Annotated in this window: 19 protein-coding genes; all 19 read right to left on the bottom strand. The window is 45.8% G+C overall.

Annotated features, from left to right (window positions below; translation table 11 throughout):
* Positions 1 to 4: 4 nt before the first annotated feature.
* The gene (locus I2D94_RS15150; protein ID WP_195397519.1) at positions 5 to 463 is read right to left on the bottom strand and encodes a hypothetical protein; all 459 of its coding nucleotides are present in this window, start codon (positions 461 to 463) and stop codon (positions 5 to 7) included.
* On the bottom strand, positions 450 to 782 hold the full coding sequence (locus tag I2D94_RS15155; protein ID WP_195397520.1) for a minor capsid protein: 333 nt from the start codon (positions 780 to 782) through the stop codon (positions 450 to 452). The genes I2D94_RS15150 and I2D94_RS15155 overlap by 14 nt, the downstream gene beginning before the upstream one ends.
* Positions 779 to 1,168, bottom strand: coding sequence for a hypothetical protein (locus I2D94_RS15160; protein WP_195397521.1), 390 nt, complete (start codon positions 1,166 to 1,168; stop codon positions 779 to 781). The genes I2D94_RS15155 and I2D94_RS15160 overlap by 4 nt, the downstream gene beginning before the upstream one ends.
* The gene (locus I2D94_RS15165; RefSeq protein ID WP_195397522.1) at positions 1,165 to 1,551 is read right to left on the bottom strand and encodes a hypothetical protein; all 387 of its coding nucleotides are present in this window, start codon (positions 1,549 to 1,551) and stop codon (positions 1,165 to 1,167) included. The genes I2D94_RS15160 and I2D94_RS15165 overlap by 4 nt, the downstream gene beginning before the upstream one ends.
* Entirely contained in the window at positions 1,551 to 2,723 is a 1,173-nt protein-coding gene (locus I2D94_RS15170) for a phage major capsid protein (RefSeq protein WP_195397523.1), read from the bottom strand. The genes I2D94_RS15165 and I2D94_RS15170 overlap by 1 nt, the downstream gene beginning before the upstream one ends.
* A gap of 1 nt (position 2,724) precedes the next feature.
* Positions 2,725 to 3,354, bottom strand: coding sequence for a hypothetical protein (locus tag I2D94_RS15175; RefSeq protein ID WP_195397524.1), 630 nt, complete (start codon positions 3,352 to 3,354; stop codon positions 2,725 to 2,727).
* 133 nt (positions 3,355 to 3,487) lie between these two features.
* The gene (locus I2D94_RS15180) at positions 3,488 to 3,691 is read right to left on the bottom strand and encodes a hypothetical protein (protein WP_195397525.1); all 204 of its coding nucleotides are present in this window, start codon (positions 3,689 to 3,691) and stop codon (positions 3,488 to 3,490) included.
* On the bottom strand, positions 3,660 to 5,432 hold the full coding sequence (locus I2D94_RS15185; protein WP_195397526.1) for a phage minor capsid protein: 1,773 nt from the start codon (positions 5,430 to 5,432) through the stop codon (positions 3,660 to 3,662). The genes I2D94_RS15180 and I2D94_RS15185 overlap by 32 nt, the downstream gene beginning before the upstream one ends.
* Entirely contained in the window at positions 5,429 to 6,871 is a 1,443-nt protein-coding gene (locus tag I2D94_RS15190; protein WP_195397527.1) for a phage portal protein, read from the bottom strand. Before I2D94_RS15190 ends, I2D94_RS15185 begins: the two co-directional genes overlap by 4 nt.
* Positions 6,872 to 6,877: 6 nt before the next feature.
* Positions 6,878 to 8,188, bottom strand: coding sequence for a PBSX family phage terminase large subunit (locus I2D94_RS15195; RefSeq protein WP_195397528.1), 1,311 nt, complete (start codon positions 8,186 to 8,188; stop codon positions 6,878 to 6,880).
* Complete coding sequence (locus tag I2D94_RS15200) at positions 8,181 to 8,654, bottom strand: hypothetical protein (protein WP_195397529.1); 474 nt, start codon at positions 8,652 to 8,654, stop codon at positions 8,181 to 8,183. Before I2D94_RS15200 ends, I2D94_RS15195 begins: the two co-directional genes overlap by 8 nt.
* On the bottom strand, positions 8,651 to 9,094 hold the full coding sequence (locus tag I2D94_RS15205) for a QueT transporter family protein (protein ID WP_195397530.1): 444 nt from the start codon (positions 9,092 to 9,094) through the stop codon (positions 8,651 to 8,653). The genes I2D94_RS15200 and I2D94_RS15205 overlap by 4 nt, the downstream gene beginning before the upstream one ends.
* Positions 9,084 to 9,851, bottom strand: coding sequence for a hypothetical protein (locus I2D94_RS15210; protein WP_195397531.1), 768 nt, complete (start codon positions 9,849 to 9,851; stop codon positions 9,084 to 9,086). Before I2D94_RS15210 ends, I2D94_RS15205 begins: the two co-directional genes overlap by 11 nt.
* Entirely contained in the window at positions 9,848 to 10,342 is a 495-nt protein-coding gene (locus I2D94_RS15215; protein WP_370544631.1) for a ParB N-terminal domain-containing protein, read from the bottom strand. Before I2D94_RS15215 ends, I2D94_RS15210 begins: the two co-directional genes overlap by 4 nt.
* Before the next feature lie 573 nt (positions 10,343 to 10,915).
* The gene (locus I2D94_RS15220; RefSeq protein ID WP_195397532.1) at positions 10,916 to 11,338 is read right to left on the bottom strand and encodes a sigma factor-like helix-turn-helix DNA-binding protein; all 423 of its coding nucleotides are present in this window, start codon (positions 11,336 to 11,338) and stop codon (positions 10,916 to 10,918) included.
* A gap of 102 nt (positions 11,339 to 11,440) precedes the next feature.
* Positions 11,441 to 12,184 carry a phage antirepressor KilAC domain-containing protein gene (locus I2D94_RS18595; RefSeq protein ID WP_195397533.1) on the bottom strand — a complete coding sequence of 248 codons (744 nt, stop codon included), beginning with the start codon at positions 12,182 to 12,184 and terminating at the stop codon, positions 11,441 to 11,443.
* Positions 12,181 to 12,600, bottom strand: a complete 420-nt coding sequence (locus I2D94_RS18550) for an ImmA/IrrE family metallo-endopeptidase (protein WP_195397534.1) — start codon at positions 12,598 to 12,600, stop codon at positions 12,181 to 12,183. Before I2D94_RS18550 ends, I2D94_RS18595 begins: the two co-directional genes overlap by 4 nt.
* Positions 12,601 to 12,737: 137 nt before the next feature.
* The gene (locus tag I2D94_RS15235; RefSeq protein ID WP_154238582.1) at positions 12,738 to 12,911 is read right to left on the bottom strand and encodes a hypothetical protein; all 174 of its coding nucleotides are present in this window, start codon (positions 12,909 to 12,911) and stop codon (positions 12,738 to 12,740) included.
* Between the two features lie 501 nt (positions 12,912 to 13,412).
* The gene (ssb, locus tag I2D94_RS15240; protein ID WP_195397535.1) at positions 13,413 to 13,862 is read right to left on the bottom strand and encodes a single-stranded DNA-binding protein; all 450 of its coding nucleotides are present in this window, start codon (positions 13,860 to 13,862) and stop codon (positions 13,413 to 13,415) included.
* Positions 13,863 to 13,909 lie beyond the last annotated feature (47 nt).

The raw sequence follows: 13,909 nt of genomic DNA on the forward strand, positions 1-13,909 counted from the left end.
CCTCCTATTCAAATTTTGATTTCTGCTGGTATTCCAAGTTGTAAATCGCCATATAGTCTTCTGTTCCGTCTTCATGACGATTATTGCAAATTGGAACGGATGTCATTTCAATTTTTCGGCAAATTCGGCGGCCGCCGAGGTCAGGAAGATTCACGGAATCAGAAAAAAAGGATTCGATATCATTTAAGATACGAGTTCCTTCAAGTCGTTCCGTTGTATCCCGGCCGCCGGTGCGATACCAAATCGCGAATGGAAACAAGCCGGTAAAACCGCCAACGATGTTTACGTTCAGCTTCTGTGCTCCTCGCAACTGCTGGACACACATTGACGGTGGTTTCTCATCCAATACTTCCAAATTGATTTTGCAGGGTAGATCAGGGATTCCATTCAGCACCGGAAGCAAAACTTCAATGATCTGCTTTCGTTCGGCACCAGATAGTTCCTGCACTTTATTTTCCGCCAAGTTTCTTCACCCCTTTCATCCACTTTTCTTTATTTACGGCCTTCGATGATTCAAACCACTGCGTTGTAGCTTGCGGATGTTTGTCCTTGCTCTTGCCCGGTCGGCCATAGTATTGAGCAGCTGAATAGGGTTCGTCGTATACAACCTCACCCGGCGTGCTGTTTTTAAGAGGCGCTGTCGCCATCATCCCAGTATCCATTGGTACATAAGGATCAGTGTCCGCGATGACTTCATTATCAAGCCACATTTGGGCTTCCTCAATATTTCCTGCAAATCTGTATTTCAAAGCAGGTTCGTCCAGATCAAGTTTTACCCTCATTTTGCCGTCACTTCCCAATGGTGAATTCTTTTGCTTCCGTGGATCAGATGGTCTGCTGCGGTGATTGTATAACCGCCGGAAGGTCCCAGATCATCCACAATACCCAGGCAGATAACGGCATTCTGGCAAAAAGCGCAGGCCTTTTCTTTATCAGCGATTGAGAGTTTTTCGTAATCTTCCGGATCGATCAGCAACTTATCCGCCTTTATCTGACAATCAAAAGCCGCAAGAAACAATTTATCTTCCGAGGCATCACCTGTCTGCTTTCGACTTTTGGCGTTGGTCGTATCATAAAAAACGTTACGAATCACCGCGCGACTCCAGCGTTCCTTATAGTCAACTTCGCCCAGGCGGTTATACAGGGTGATCGTCTGCCGGCATTTCATGGCTGCCTTACTCCCATCCCACAGTATAAATATCCGCCCGCCTGAAGGATATCATAAGCCATCGCGGACACCGGAATACCGTGAATAAAGACCTGAGTTTGCCGGTTGTAGGTAACAGAGTAAGAGCCAAGGCTTTCCGACGCTTCGTCACCGCCAGTAATGCCGTGTACAGCGTCGTTACCGCCTAACAGGTGTAAATGCTCGATCTCATAGCAAAGCGCCTTGCGTAAAGCGACAGGCGGATCAGTCATTGAGTCATACCGATATAAAGTCAAAATATTAAGAACATCTTGGGCGCGGTCAAGGAGGACCGCAAAGTCCTCCCCTGTATCAACACCCTTAAATGTGTCCTTGTAATACGATAAGTCAGCCCAATAGGCCATTACTCAGTTTTGACGACGATCGTCGCCTGTCCTGCTTTCTTGGCTTTATTTTCGGAATCGACTTCAACGACCACAATTTTGTTTCCGGCCGTCACCCCGGAGATCTCAGAGGTACCATCCCAGGCGGTGTATCCCTGCGCGCAGACCTGATCTGCCGACGGCATTGTTACGGTGGCGCCGGTCTTGTATTTATACGAATTGCCATCGGTTTTCGCTGGTGATACGGTCACCGCAGTTGTTCCGACCGTTGCCCCAGCTGCCGAAGTTACGGTCAACTCGCCCAGCGTTGGAGTTGTTCCGGCCGCTGGTACAATCGCGCAGAAAGCATCCTCTTTGACAACCAAGAAGCCTAAACGCATTGTAGCTTTAATGGCGATCATGTCCTGCTCGGCCAAAGACAGCGGCTTTCCATCTTCGCCCAGAGTGTCCTGCAGCGTGGCTTCCTTCAGAATTTCATACTGCAAGCCTTCGCGAATACCAACAATCGCATATTTCCATTCCCCGCCGATCAGCTCGGCTTTTGTTTTGTCGAATGCACCGTTACGCGAGAAAGCGATTGGGCAGTTGTAGAATTCAGTACCGTCAACGCCAGTCACATATAGCTGATTCCCGTTGGCGTCGCGCAGCTTACGCAGCTTGTTCTTGATCGAGTAGGCGCCGACAAAGCCGTCAACGTCAAAGCCGGCTTCCTCAATCGTTGCCATGGCGTCGGATACGTCCAGATCCAATGTCTTGTTTGTGCCTTCCTTGATTTTGTGATCTTCACGCATGTTGCCGAAAATGGAAGTGCGGAATGGAGAGTCTGTGCCAAAATATCCCGCGGCATCGATCGCTTTATAAAATGCCTCCGCAATGCTTTCGCGCATTTCGTTGAAGACGTCGATCGTTGAATCATTCAGTTTTTCTTTGGTGCATGGAATAATGACCGCAAGTTTCTTGGCTTCAATCTCCGGGTGAATCCAAGTTGCCTTAGAAGTGTGAATACGCTGGCCTTCGCCGACCCAGTAAGCACCCGGGCCTTCAACCAAAACATTGAACTTCTTTTTTTCTGAAGCCATATCCTCAACTTTAGCCAGTTTCAACAAAGAGGATCCTTCCGCGATCATCTTAATGATGTCTGTCGCTTGCGGAGTTGGAACAAAACCTGTTAATTCGTCTTTTAAAAATGCCATGTTATCTTACCTTACCTTTCTTCATCGAATTGATAATTTCCGCAGGACTCATTTTAGAATCCTGCTTTTTCTTGCCGTTTTGAAGCTTCAATGATGTCACGAGGGTCTTTTTCAGCGGATCTTCAGGATCCGCTTCTTCACCGTCCGCATCTTCTAGCAAATACTTCGGATTTTCCTTCACAAAGGTCGTCAACGCTTTCTTGAAATCCGTCTTTTCATCTACGGACTTTCCAACCTGAAAAGCCACATAATCATAAAATTCAGGATTGACTTTAACTTCGGCCATCATCTCTTTCCGTTCGTAAGCCGTCAGTTTGTTCAGAGCTTCGTCGCGCTCTCTTTCGGCTTTGGATTTCGCTTCATTTGCGATTTCCTCCGCGGATTTCTTTGTTTTTAGATACTCCTGATAATCCTTCATTGCGGATTTCAGATCATCCTCTTTTTCAAAACCTAGAGATTTTAAAAATCCGGATTTCTCTTTGCCCTTTGCGGCCGCCACAAGGCGATTGACGTCGTCATCCGTGTACTTTGCTTCTGGTTTTGTTTCAGCTCCAGCGGCGCCGCCTTCACTTCCTCCATCACCTTCCGCAAATAGCTGGATGTTCAGCTTCAATTTGTTGTTTTTCGTCATGTCTTATCCTCCTGCCTGCGTTTTAATTTCAAGGAGCGCAGCCTCCCGGCCCGTGATTGATTCGGAGCACGGCCTCCTCATCCCCGCTTTTTTACGCCATTCGGGCGAAAGGCAAGAAAAAAGCGCCGATTATTCAGCGCTTGTTTGGCCGAGGAACTATTTTCCAAAGTTCCTCGAAATACCATTTTGTTAATTCGTCAAGTTCTTTCTGATATGGCGGAAGATCGTATTCTCTACAATCGCCATACTTTTCAAAAACAGCTTCACGTTTCCGCTTCAATTCTTCCAACAGCTCCAATTCCGCCTTACTTTTTACGCGATTTTCGCCAGTATTCATATCCATACTCCTTTGCGATAGCGTCATTTATCCAATGATACTCATCTTCTTCTTTTAGATAATCATCACCTCTATCTCTTGCCCAGTCAAGGGCTTTATAAAAATATTCACCGCGGAACTCATTGTAGATTTTTTCGCCGTTGTTAACTGGTGTATCTTCCAAAATTCGCAGCTGATATTCATATTGATGGTCGATACCGCGAAAAATCGAAAATCGGTTTCGAATCGCTTCTGAAAGGTCAAAATTGGAGAAAGAATATCTCGTTTCCTCCGTTGGATGGTTGTGCGTCACGCTGGCCTTGAACAGTTTATCTCCAAGCTGCCCAATATTGACAGAAGCATTTTCGCCCTTCACGCGATAGACTTCGCCACTTTGGGTAATCACTATGCTGACTTCATAATCAAGATTAACGATTTGACTTTCGTAAGCTCTCAAAACCTTCTCGATGATTTCTGGCTCCATCCTCGTGAGCTGTCCAACTTTGACAGGCTTCGAGGTCTTAATGCTGTCGTAGTAAGCGTTTTTTGCAGCTAAGGCCCCAGTCGGTTTTGATTGTTTAACAAAAACTTGCTCGCGATCATACCGCCGGGTTCTTCCGGATTCATTGATAAACTCTCGTAGCTTCTTCTGTTTCTGTTTGACCTTCTCAGCGGCAGTTTTAGCCCCCTCAGCGTCGTTTGCGTTTTCCGCCATGGATTTCTCGCGTTTCGCTTTTCGCACCGCACGCTCAAGCTCTCGCTGCTTCTGCGACAATGCGTAATCTCGGTCGTTCTCTCCTTGCGGTTGAACTTCGGAGGTGATCGTTGACACACCTGGCATAAACGGAAAAAGATAATGCCCGCAGTTAATCCCGAGCAGACCGTCAGGCTGACCGTATGACGTATCGCCTAATCCGACATATTGCACACGGTTTCCGTTGCCGTCCTCGCAGGTCCCAGATTTTCCGCTTTTGGAAACCAGCTTGCCTTGATAGGGATAGCACTTCGGCCGGGCGCCAGCGTGATTGGACACCTGAGCGAGATCGTATCCGTACCTGTCCATATTGGCGAATGATGTGAGGTTCGTGACATTTTTATTCGATGTTTTAAGCAACATGGAAACATAAGCTTCTGGGCTCCACTCGCGACCAGCTTTATCAGCAAATGCCGTCAGATTGTTATTTGCCAGCCTGGCAACGCAGGATCGCATTGCTTCTTGGTAGGTCTTTTCACCATCCACAAGCTGCGCAGCAGTGTTATAAATCAAGTCGGAGTATTCTTTCTTTACGCTCTTCAGCATGGTTGCCGCAGTGAGATTAAGACGATCATAGGTTTGATGATAGAAAAAATCCATGGCAGCTTTTAACGGGTCTAAATCGGGCTGATCTTTGAACGCTTCATCCCCCACTTGTCCGCCAGTAACCATTTCAGCCGTTTGTCTTAGCGCCTTGGTTACGGCTGTTGCGACCGGTAATTTCAGCCCATCTTTAACCGCCTGCCGGAATTGTTCCGCAGTTCGCGCAGTTTCCCGGTCAGCTGCAGCTTCCATCTCCGCTTCAAGTTCTTCCGGCACTGCGGCCAATTGCTTCTTGATCTCTTTCTTGGCTTCTTGCTTAAGATTCTCACTTTCCGAGATTTTCTTAATTTTCCACTTTTCGGGATCAGTTTCAGCCTCCTGAGCGTTTTCATCAATCTTCACGCAGCTTGCGATCATGTCCAGGAGGGTGTCTTCCAGAGCCAGGTATCGTTCCTTTATGCTCATTCATCTTTTTCCTCCTTTCCTTTTGATTTTGTTGTTCCGAAAAAATCAGCGTCGCTATCTCCCTCGACCTTATCCTCGTCGGTGATCTGATTCAGCATTTTTTGTGCCTCTTTTTCGTCTACTTCGTAAAGATCCATGATTGCTTTAATCCGCGGCTTCAGACGAGCGTTTGTAAGCTTGATGTTGTTGTCGATCTCCGTATTTTCGTCGGTGATAATGCTGTCATCAAAATTTACGGAAATCTCTAACGAATCATCTGGTAATCGGCCATGCAATAAAAAAGTAATCGCCTTAACCATGCTGACGATTGCCTCCTCGACTGTTTGCTCATGTTTGATGAGATTGTTATACATGTCCGACTTAACGCTGATTACCTCAGTGGCCGTCTTAACTGCACCTTTGTCGAATTTATACCGATCGGTGCCGAAACCAACCTTATCGCTGATCAGATTCAAGCAATCTTGCAACGCTTTGCTGTGAGCTTCAGCGCGGATTTCCGGGTTGATGTCGATCAGCATATCCTTTTTGTCCTGGGCGTCCTTGACATCCAGCGCATAGAAGGCGATATCATTGCTATCAAATACCGGCCGATTACCGTTAGCATCAGCCATTTTTTGAGCCAAAGTTACCGGCACAATCAAGCGTTTCTTTCCAAGCACAAATTCGTTCATGTAGCTGTCATAGACCAGGTCAATTCCTTTGATCTGATCCAGTGCATTAAAAAAGACGCTGATTCCAAACGGTGCGTCAAGGTCAAGGTTATTAACGATGTTCGGTCGGACGATCTGAAATAAGGGTTGCTCGGATTTTGTATCCCAATCTTCCGGTACTCCATCGGGCAAGGGGATTTCTTTCAGATATGACGCATTACACCGATAAAGCTTATTTTGAACATGATAGCTGTTGCCCATAAGGTAATGAATAGCCAAGTAAATACATTCTTTTCCGTCGACGATTTTTTGAGAAGCAAACGCGCACTCTGTAATTTCGTCGTCATCCCAAACAAGTGGAAAGATTAAGTCAGCACGCACGTAGTCAATAAAAATCTTCTTTTCCTCACCAACCTCAGCCCGCTCTACGAAGGCGCCGGTCCCTAAGGCGAAAGCAACCTCGACGAGCTTGTTCGCCCTGCTGAAAAATTTGTTCTTCTTCAGGATATCCTGGATCTCTTTTTTCAGGCTTTCGTCGCTGATATTGATTTCCACTTTCTCGTTTAAGATAAGATTCGCCCAGTCTTCGCTGACTTTTTTCGCCATCTGCATTGACTTTCTGACAGCGGAAACGGATTCGATTCCGTTGTAATAGGTGTACCTGTGAAAAGAATTAACTTTTCCAGCATACCAGCTTTTGAACACTTCTATTTTCGGCAGATAGTCCTGATAGCTCGCCACCGGATACCCCATCTTTCCAAGCGTCCTTAATACCAAATTGTTGTCCAATATCTCTCATCTCCTCGCTAAATCTAATATGTCGCCGAAGTACGGTTCTAGTGAATACTCGCAGGCGTCCAAACTGTCAATGTTCGTGCTGCCATCATCCAACCGGTCGTCTGTTTCACGTTCCTTAGCCCACACGGCATCCAGAAAAGCTTCTTGTAGGTGCTTGCAGTGCCTCATAATTTTGTACCTATGCAGCGACTGCAAAGCTGAAAAGAATTCAATTCGGTCATTGATTGGACCTTTTCGAGCGTTGTTGACATCCATGTAAATCCCATTTTCTAATAACTTTGCCTGAAAACCTCGGCGCAGCACCTGTTCCGCGGAGTCTACACGGATATCAACTAATTTACCTGGGTATTTCTCCGTACATGTCCGAACAAACTTTAGAAATTCGTCTTCCAGTTGTGCCGGTGTCAGTTCATCTTTTGTATAAAGCTCCTCCACCGTGACCACCTCTTTATACCCTTGTAAAACAGCATTACAAACCCCGGCGTGAGCTGACCCATTACCGCCGTAGTCAAACCCGATTGAAATAAACGCAATGTCTTGGAGCGCTGGCGCTGAATCAGCGATAAAACTCTCAGAATCATCAGCAAATAAACGATAAATCGTGCCCTCTGCCGCTACCCACAAGCCAAGAATGTACCGTTTAAAGAACACCCCGGTATACATCGCTCGGTAACGCTCTTTGATTTCTTCCGCCAAACTGAGGTTGTCGTCCATCGTAAAGTGCAAATAAAGCAGGTTAAGCTCTGCGACGTGGTCAATCCAATTTTGTTTGAACCAATGTCCCGGATTCCCCGGATTGCAGTTAAACCAGAATGTTGATCCTTTCACCGAACACCGGCCGGTCGCCTGGTTAACAAACGATTCCGGCATTAAAGCCACTTCGTCAAAAAAGACCCCAGCCAGCGTTATTCCCTGAATGAGATCCTGGCTGCCTTCGTCTTTGCCGCCGAAGATGTAGAAGAAGTTTACGTTCCTGTGGTGATCGATCACTTCAATGTAATTCTCTGCTCGGTGTTCCTTCAATCGGTAACCGCGACTTCTCAACATGAGCTTCAGCCAAAAAAGCACATTTCGCCGAAAAGAAGCGATTGTCTTTCCGCACATCGCAAAATTCTGATGGCTGAAAGTTACCATTGCCCACATCACAAATGACAACGACATCGCGATTGTCTTGCCGGATCGGATTGCACCGTCTGCAATAATGCCGTTTTTGTGTTTAACTGGGCTGTCTTTTGTCCACCAGTTTAAGACCATCCGTTGTTTCCGAGAAAACCGGCTGAACTTAAACAGGGCTGGTCGTTTACTCATCTTTCCAATCCTCCGTCGCCGATCCTGTCAGAGCGTCGATAAATCCATCAGATTCATATTCATCCGGAGGCGCTTCCGTGTCACGCTCTTTGGTGTAATTCAGCTTTTCTCGGTCAAGTTTCAAGCGCTCTTTGGTGTAATTTACCTCTGCGCGTTCTCGTTCCGTCATCGGCACCTCGCCGGCAGTATCCCTAAGGAACGTCGCGGCCTTGACATCACCCTTGGCGGCTTTTAAAAACATTGCCGCCATGACAAGCATCTGGTTATCAGCGTCGGCCGGATCGAGACCAAGCTTAACGAGCTGCTTTTCGGCATCACCCTGGGCCGGTAGAGATAAGAGCAGCTTCGCGGCGGCCTTCATTGACTTTTTGCGTCGTTTTGCTTCTCCTGACTTCTTACCGCCGACCGCGCCTCTTGCTTTGGCTTCCTCCGTCGTCCTTACCGGTCGTAAATTCTGTTCATTCACAGCTTAAGTCTTCGGATAATAAATAAGCCGATCAAACAAACAACCAGCTGGGAAGCGGTAACGGATAAGAAGTTAAGCCAGAACGGAGAGCCAAATACAGCGTACAATTCAGCGCCTACGAGAGCGCCGCAAAGAAGCGAATACAGCGTGATATCAATAATCTTGTTACTTATACGGGCAATGCCCCAATAAGCGACGAGAGCTACGAAACTGCCAGTGAGAACGTCGATTACACCGAGCGGGCTGAACAAATTTGCGATAATGACGCCAAGAATACATGCGAATCTGTATTCCGGCCACCAGAACGGTAGCAAACAGATGATCTCACTGATCCGGAACTGGAACACTCCATAACCAATCGGATTGACCATCGTCAGCGCAACATAAAGGCCGGCTACCACAGCCGACCGCGTCATCATTCTTGTTTTCTCATTTTTCATAATGTCGCCACCTCTGTTCGTAATATTTCTGCATCCGGATGCCGGCCAGGTAGTTTTGTGTAAAAACAACCTCGCGCCTTGCCCGGCTCGTTACCTGGCTTACCTTTGCCGACTCGCCAGCGATCTTACCGTAAAGCGACTGCTGAAGCCATGAACTGGAATCCACATAATCAAACGGCACACTGTCCAGAATCTTTTTACGCGTCATCCCCAGGCAATGCACTCGGCAACCGTGATCCCAGGCGTACTTGAGGAACATCGTGTATTGATGATCTTGAATGTCCTCGTTTTTGAATCCCGTCACCGCGACGATCCTCCCGGCGTAATCCTCACACATCCGCTTGAACTCTGTTATGCCTCGCCCTTTATGCCAAACAGGGATGATCTTGTCAGAAACAGCTTCCAGCCGGCTCCGAAGCTGCAAGACACGCTCATAGCCGATCACATTGTCGACATCCATCTCAAAGTACCCGACAACATGTGGCCGATCAAACCGCTGAATGAACTCCGCGTACTCATCCGTGTAAACTTCCCAGTCCACATGCAGTCCTTTTTGAAAACTGTGCGCCCCGGAATCAATCATGATCAGCTCTGAATGATCTCGGATAAACTCCGTCAGTTCCGGCTTCTTCCGAGCATAAAAATAAGACATCAGATTGTATTTAAACCGGATGCCTTTGTCAGCCATGTAATAAGCCAGATGTTGGCCTGCACCAGAAGCTGCGGCGTTCTCCAAGGCACTTAGAAATACTTTCATTCTCCTGATACCTTCTTGAAATGCTCTTTACTGTCCACATGGTGGCAGGCCGGGCATTGCAACAGCTCTTTCGGCGGTTCTTCGTAGGTTTCCTCTGTGAGATCTTCAATGTTTGAGAAGTCCAGATGGATCTCATCAGCGAATCCAAACGGCGTCATATCCAGCTTAATCTCCTGCAGCTCAGCGCTCAACTTAGGCAGATCCCAGTCGGCGATCTCTGCCGTCTTATTGTCAGCCAGCCGGAAGGCCCGGACCTGCTCAGGCGTCAAGTCGTCAGCGATCAAGCAAGGAACTTGCTCAAGCTGCAGCTGCTTGGCCGCCTCCAATAGTGTGTGACCGGCAATGATCGTGAAGCCGGAATCAACGATGATCGGATTCTGAAATCCGAACTCCCTGATCGACGCCGCTACTGCGGCGACTGCCTGCTCATTCCTTCGCGGGTTGTTCCAATACGGTATGACCTCATCGACCTGTTTCCAAACGATTTCCACAATTATCGCTCCTTTCTTGCTTCGCTCTCGCTTTTTCCACTTCCAACCTGTGGATAACTAAATACTTTTGATATTTTGCACAATGTCCAGAATCAGTACATTTCAGAGTTCCTAAATCGCACTTTATCGGGTTGTTGCATGGCGCTTTTGTCATTGTTTACTCACACTCCTTTCTGACAACATCTTCTTCAAAAAAGCAGAAAAGGAACGATCTGTTTTTACTTGACCGCTCCTTTAGATAGCATATCTATTAAGAGTATATATAAATACATACATATACATAAAATACAGTATATATTTAATAGATAGTAGGGAAGGCTGGATGCAAGGCGATAAGCATGTCCAGACTTAGCAGTTTTTGTATTTTGCAGGGATGATGAAGAATTTATAAAAGAAAGGGAGGTTGAAGGTGAACGATACGGTTTGTCTTTGTCATATAAATACCCTGCCACATCTGGAAATAAATCCAGAAACCAAAAAAGGCGCCGGATTTTTTTCCGAACACCTCTCGAGTCCATTACTGGGGACCTGGGACCATTATACACCAAAAAACAGAGGGCAGCTGCGCCAATTTCAGAAATTCAGCATTTTTTCGATCGCTTTGTCAATTCGGCGCTGAACGGTTCTCCGCCCGATCTGAAGGACGTCGGCGATCCAATCCTGACTCTGCTTCAGCATATAATAATACTTGATCACCTGGTATTCTTCCTGGCTTAAAACCTCTAGCCGGTCTTCGATCCACTGCCGGCGGGGACGCCATATAAGCAGCTGGGCCTTGGCCTTTTTTATATCTTCGTAAAGCGAGTTGTACCTGCAATCATATGGATCGCCTGCGTTTTCATAAATCACATCCTTTGCGTGGGGGCTGCTGACGCCGTATATAGCGATTTCTGCGTTAACGATAACCTGCTCCCAGCGATAGCATTGATCGACGATATAGCGGTAGCTGCGTAGCTCATTCTCAAGATATTCTTTTCTTTCAGCCAAGGTTGCCATTTCTTTTTTCCTCCCGATTTGATATACTGTTTTTGCGAAGTTTTATCGGGAGCCGTAAGGCTTCTTTTTTTGATTCAACTATTCTTCGTGTCAATTCATTATTTAAGCATTTGCGTTTTCCCTGATTTCTTGCTCTGTAAACAAATTTTGATGATTGCAGAGTTTATTTACAAAGTATATTTGACCTTTTCCAGTAACTTTTGGGGTTTTCGTAATTCTAATTGTGCCGTCAGGATTGTTAATTGTTCTTTCTTTGATTTCCATCAAACCCTTTTCCATAGACTTCTGAGTAGGCATATTTTTACTGCTTCCAGATTTCATTAGATAACCATTTTTTCTAAGCCATTCAAATAATCGTTTCTGGCCTATTTCCACTCCATTTTGTCGCAATATCTTTGATAATTCACCAATTAAAATTGATGTGTCACTACTTGATACAGCATCAGCAAACAAAGCTTTCGGCTTCATCTCGCTGTTTTCTAGTTTTAAAGCTTCGCAGCGCTGATTCAAGTATTCCATCGCGCGCTTTGTTACATATTCAGGAGAATTCCAACGCCGTTCAATTTCAAGGAAATATTGTCTTGCTTGGCGACCTTTATCATTACGCTGAATCATCGCAAGTTCCTTTGCCATATCTATTGTGAGCTGGTAATCTTGGAGCTCTTGCCTTGCTAGGGTGTTAAAAACTTTACACCCTAAATAATCTACACCTTCTACAAATCCATACTTCACCATTCTTTCAAACCACGAACTAAAACGTTCGGTTGCTTCCAAAAATTCGTGAAGTTCCCTGGCGGACACCGTAATGCGGTTGTTATTGTAGTTTATCTTTAATAATTCATTCACCTTATTTCACCTTCCTTTTTATTTATTTGTTTAATAGTGTTAATAAAAGCAATGCCATTCATTTCTATCGCTTTTTCTTTAGCTCTTTGAGTTCCTGTCATGATCGCAGCGAATTCATTAGCTTCAATCTCCTGAAAGTATTTTTGCCATTCTGGATCTTTTTCCGTTGCACCTTTTTTGTAATGCAGGAAATAATGCCCTAGTTCATGCCACATAACAAAATTTCTGAGTTCATCATCATCAATCTCCTCTAAAAAAATCCAAGTACAAAGATCATTTACAACTAAAAGTCTGCTCACTGGAAATTTCCATCTTTTTATTGTTATCCCCTCAGCTTTTGCAATTTCAAAGGGATCAGAATTTGTAGAAAATTTTTTGGCTATTTCTAAGACATTTACTGTGGGTGTAATATTCATATAAAAACCTCCTGTATTTTCAATCGTTAAAGCAATTCGAAATCACAAGAGGCGAAATTTATGATATAATTTCATTGCCCCTTGTGGGTGAGCTGGGTAAGCGTCTTACGTCTGCAAACTGAAAACGCTTGCCCTTTTTATTTGTATTCTTTTGCTGCTTTGATGAAAAATTCGGTCATGCTCATGCCTTTTTCCTTAGCTTTTGTTTGAATTTCTTCTTTCTCGGCTTTGGTCAATCGAAGCATTACCCTTTCATCTCTTGGGATACCTTCTCTATATGGTCTTCCCATCTTTTTTTTATCAGCAGACATATACCTCCTTTCCACTTACGTCTGCACATATATTATATATTACGTACATACGCAAGTAAAGAGATTTTTTTGCCCCACAGTAAATTTTCAAAGAGCCCTTCATACACCTTCTAAGAGTTTTTTATTTGCGGTGATAGCTTTAATCATTGAATTGTTTTATCACGCTATAAGGCACGCTACAATCAGTGAGAAGCAGTATTTTTTAATCACCCCACAATCTATCAACGATTAGCACCACGGCTACAAATACGATGGCAAGCACCGCCGCGATCATCTGAATACACTCCGCAGCGCACACTCGGTGCATGCTGCTTTGATTCTTGGCTCTGTTTTGATTACCTCGCTATGTCGCGGCGTGATCCAGCACTCGCGCCCGCATACTGGGCAAGTCGTCTTTCTCCATCCTTCACGGCCTGTCGGAATATTACAAACCATCGGTAAGCAAAGGATTCGCTTGTCGTCGGCACGTTGCGATTTAAGATTAGATTTCATATTTCCTCCCTAAAATGGCAGATTATCACTGGAAATTTCCAGCGTCGGTTCTGTGCTGTAATCATAACCAGACATCGCGTTCTGAGCGCCTGCATAGCCCACTGTACGCGGATCTGTGTCTGGTGTGATATTGCGGTTACCGTATCCAGATAGCAGGCTGACGCTGTCGCATACAACCTCTGTGACGTACACCTTCTGGCCGGAAGTGTTGTCGTAGTTTCGCGTCTGGATTCGCCCATCAACGCCGATCAGCGTTCCTTTCTTTGCGTAATTGCGAATATATTCAGCAGTTTTGTTCCAAGCTTGGCAACTTACGAAATCAGCATCCGTAGCTTCCTGATCTTTGCGCCGCGGCCGATCCACGGCGACTGTAAAGTTAGCAACTGATTTACCACTCTGCGTCTTACGCAGCTCCGGATCACGGACCAACCGGCCGGTTAAGATTACTCGGTTAATCATGATCGTTTACCCTCCCACGGGATCATCCCGATCACTTCTATCTCTGT

It is taken from the genome of Holdemania sp. 1001302B_160321_E10 (assembly GCF_015552275.1).
In the GTDB taxonomy this organism is placed as follows: Bacteria; Bacillota_I; Bacilli_A; order Erysipelotrichales; family Erysipelotrichaceae; genus Holdemania.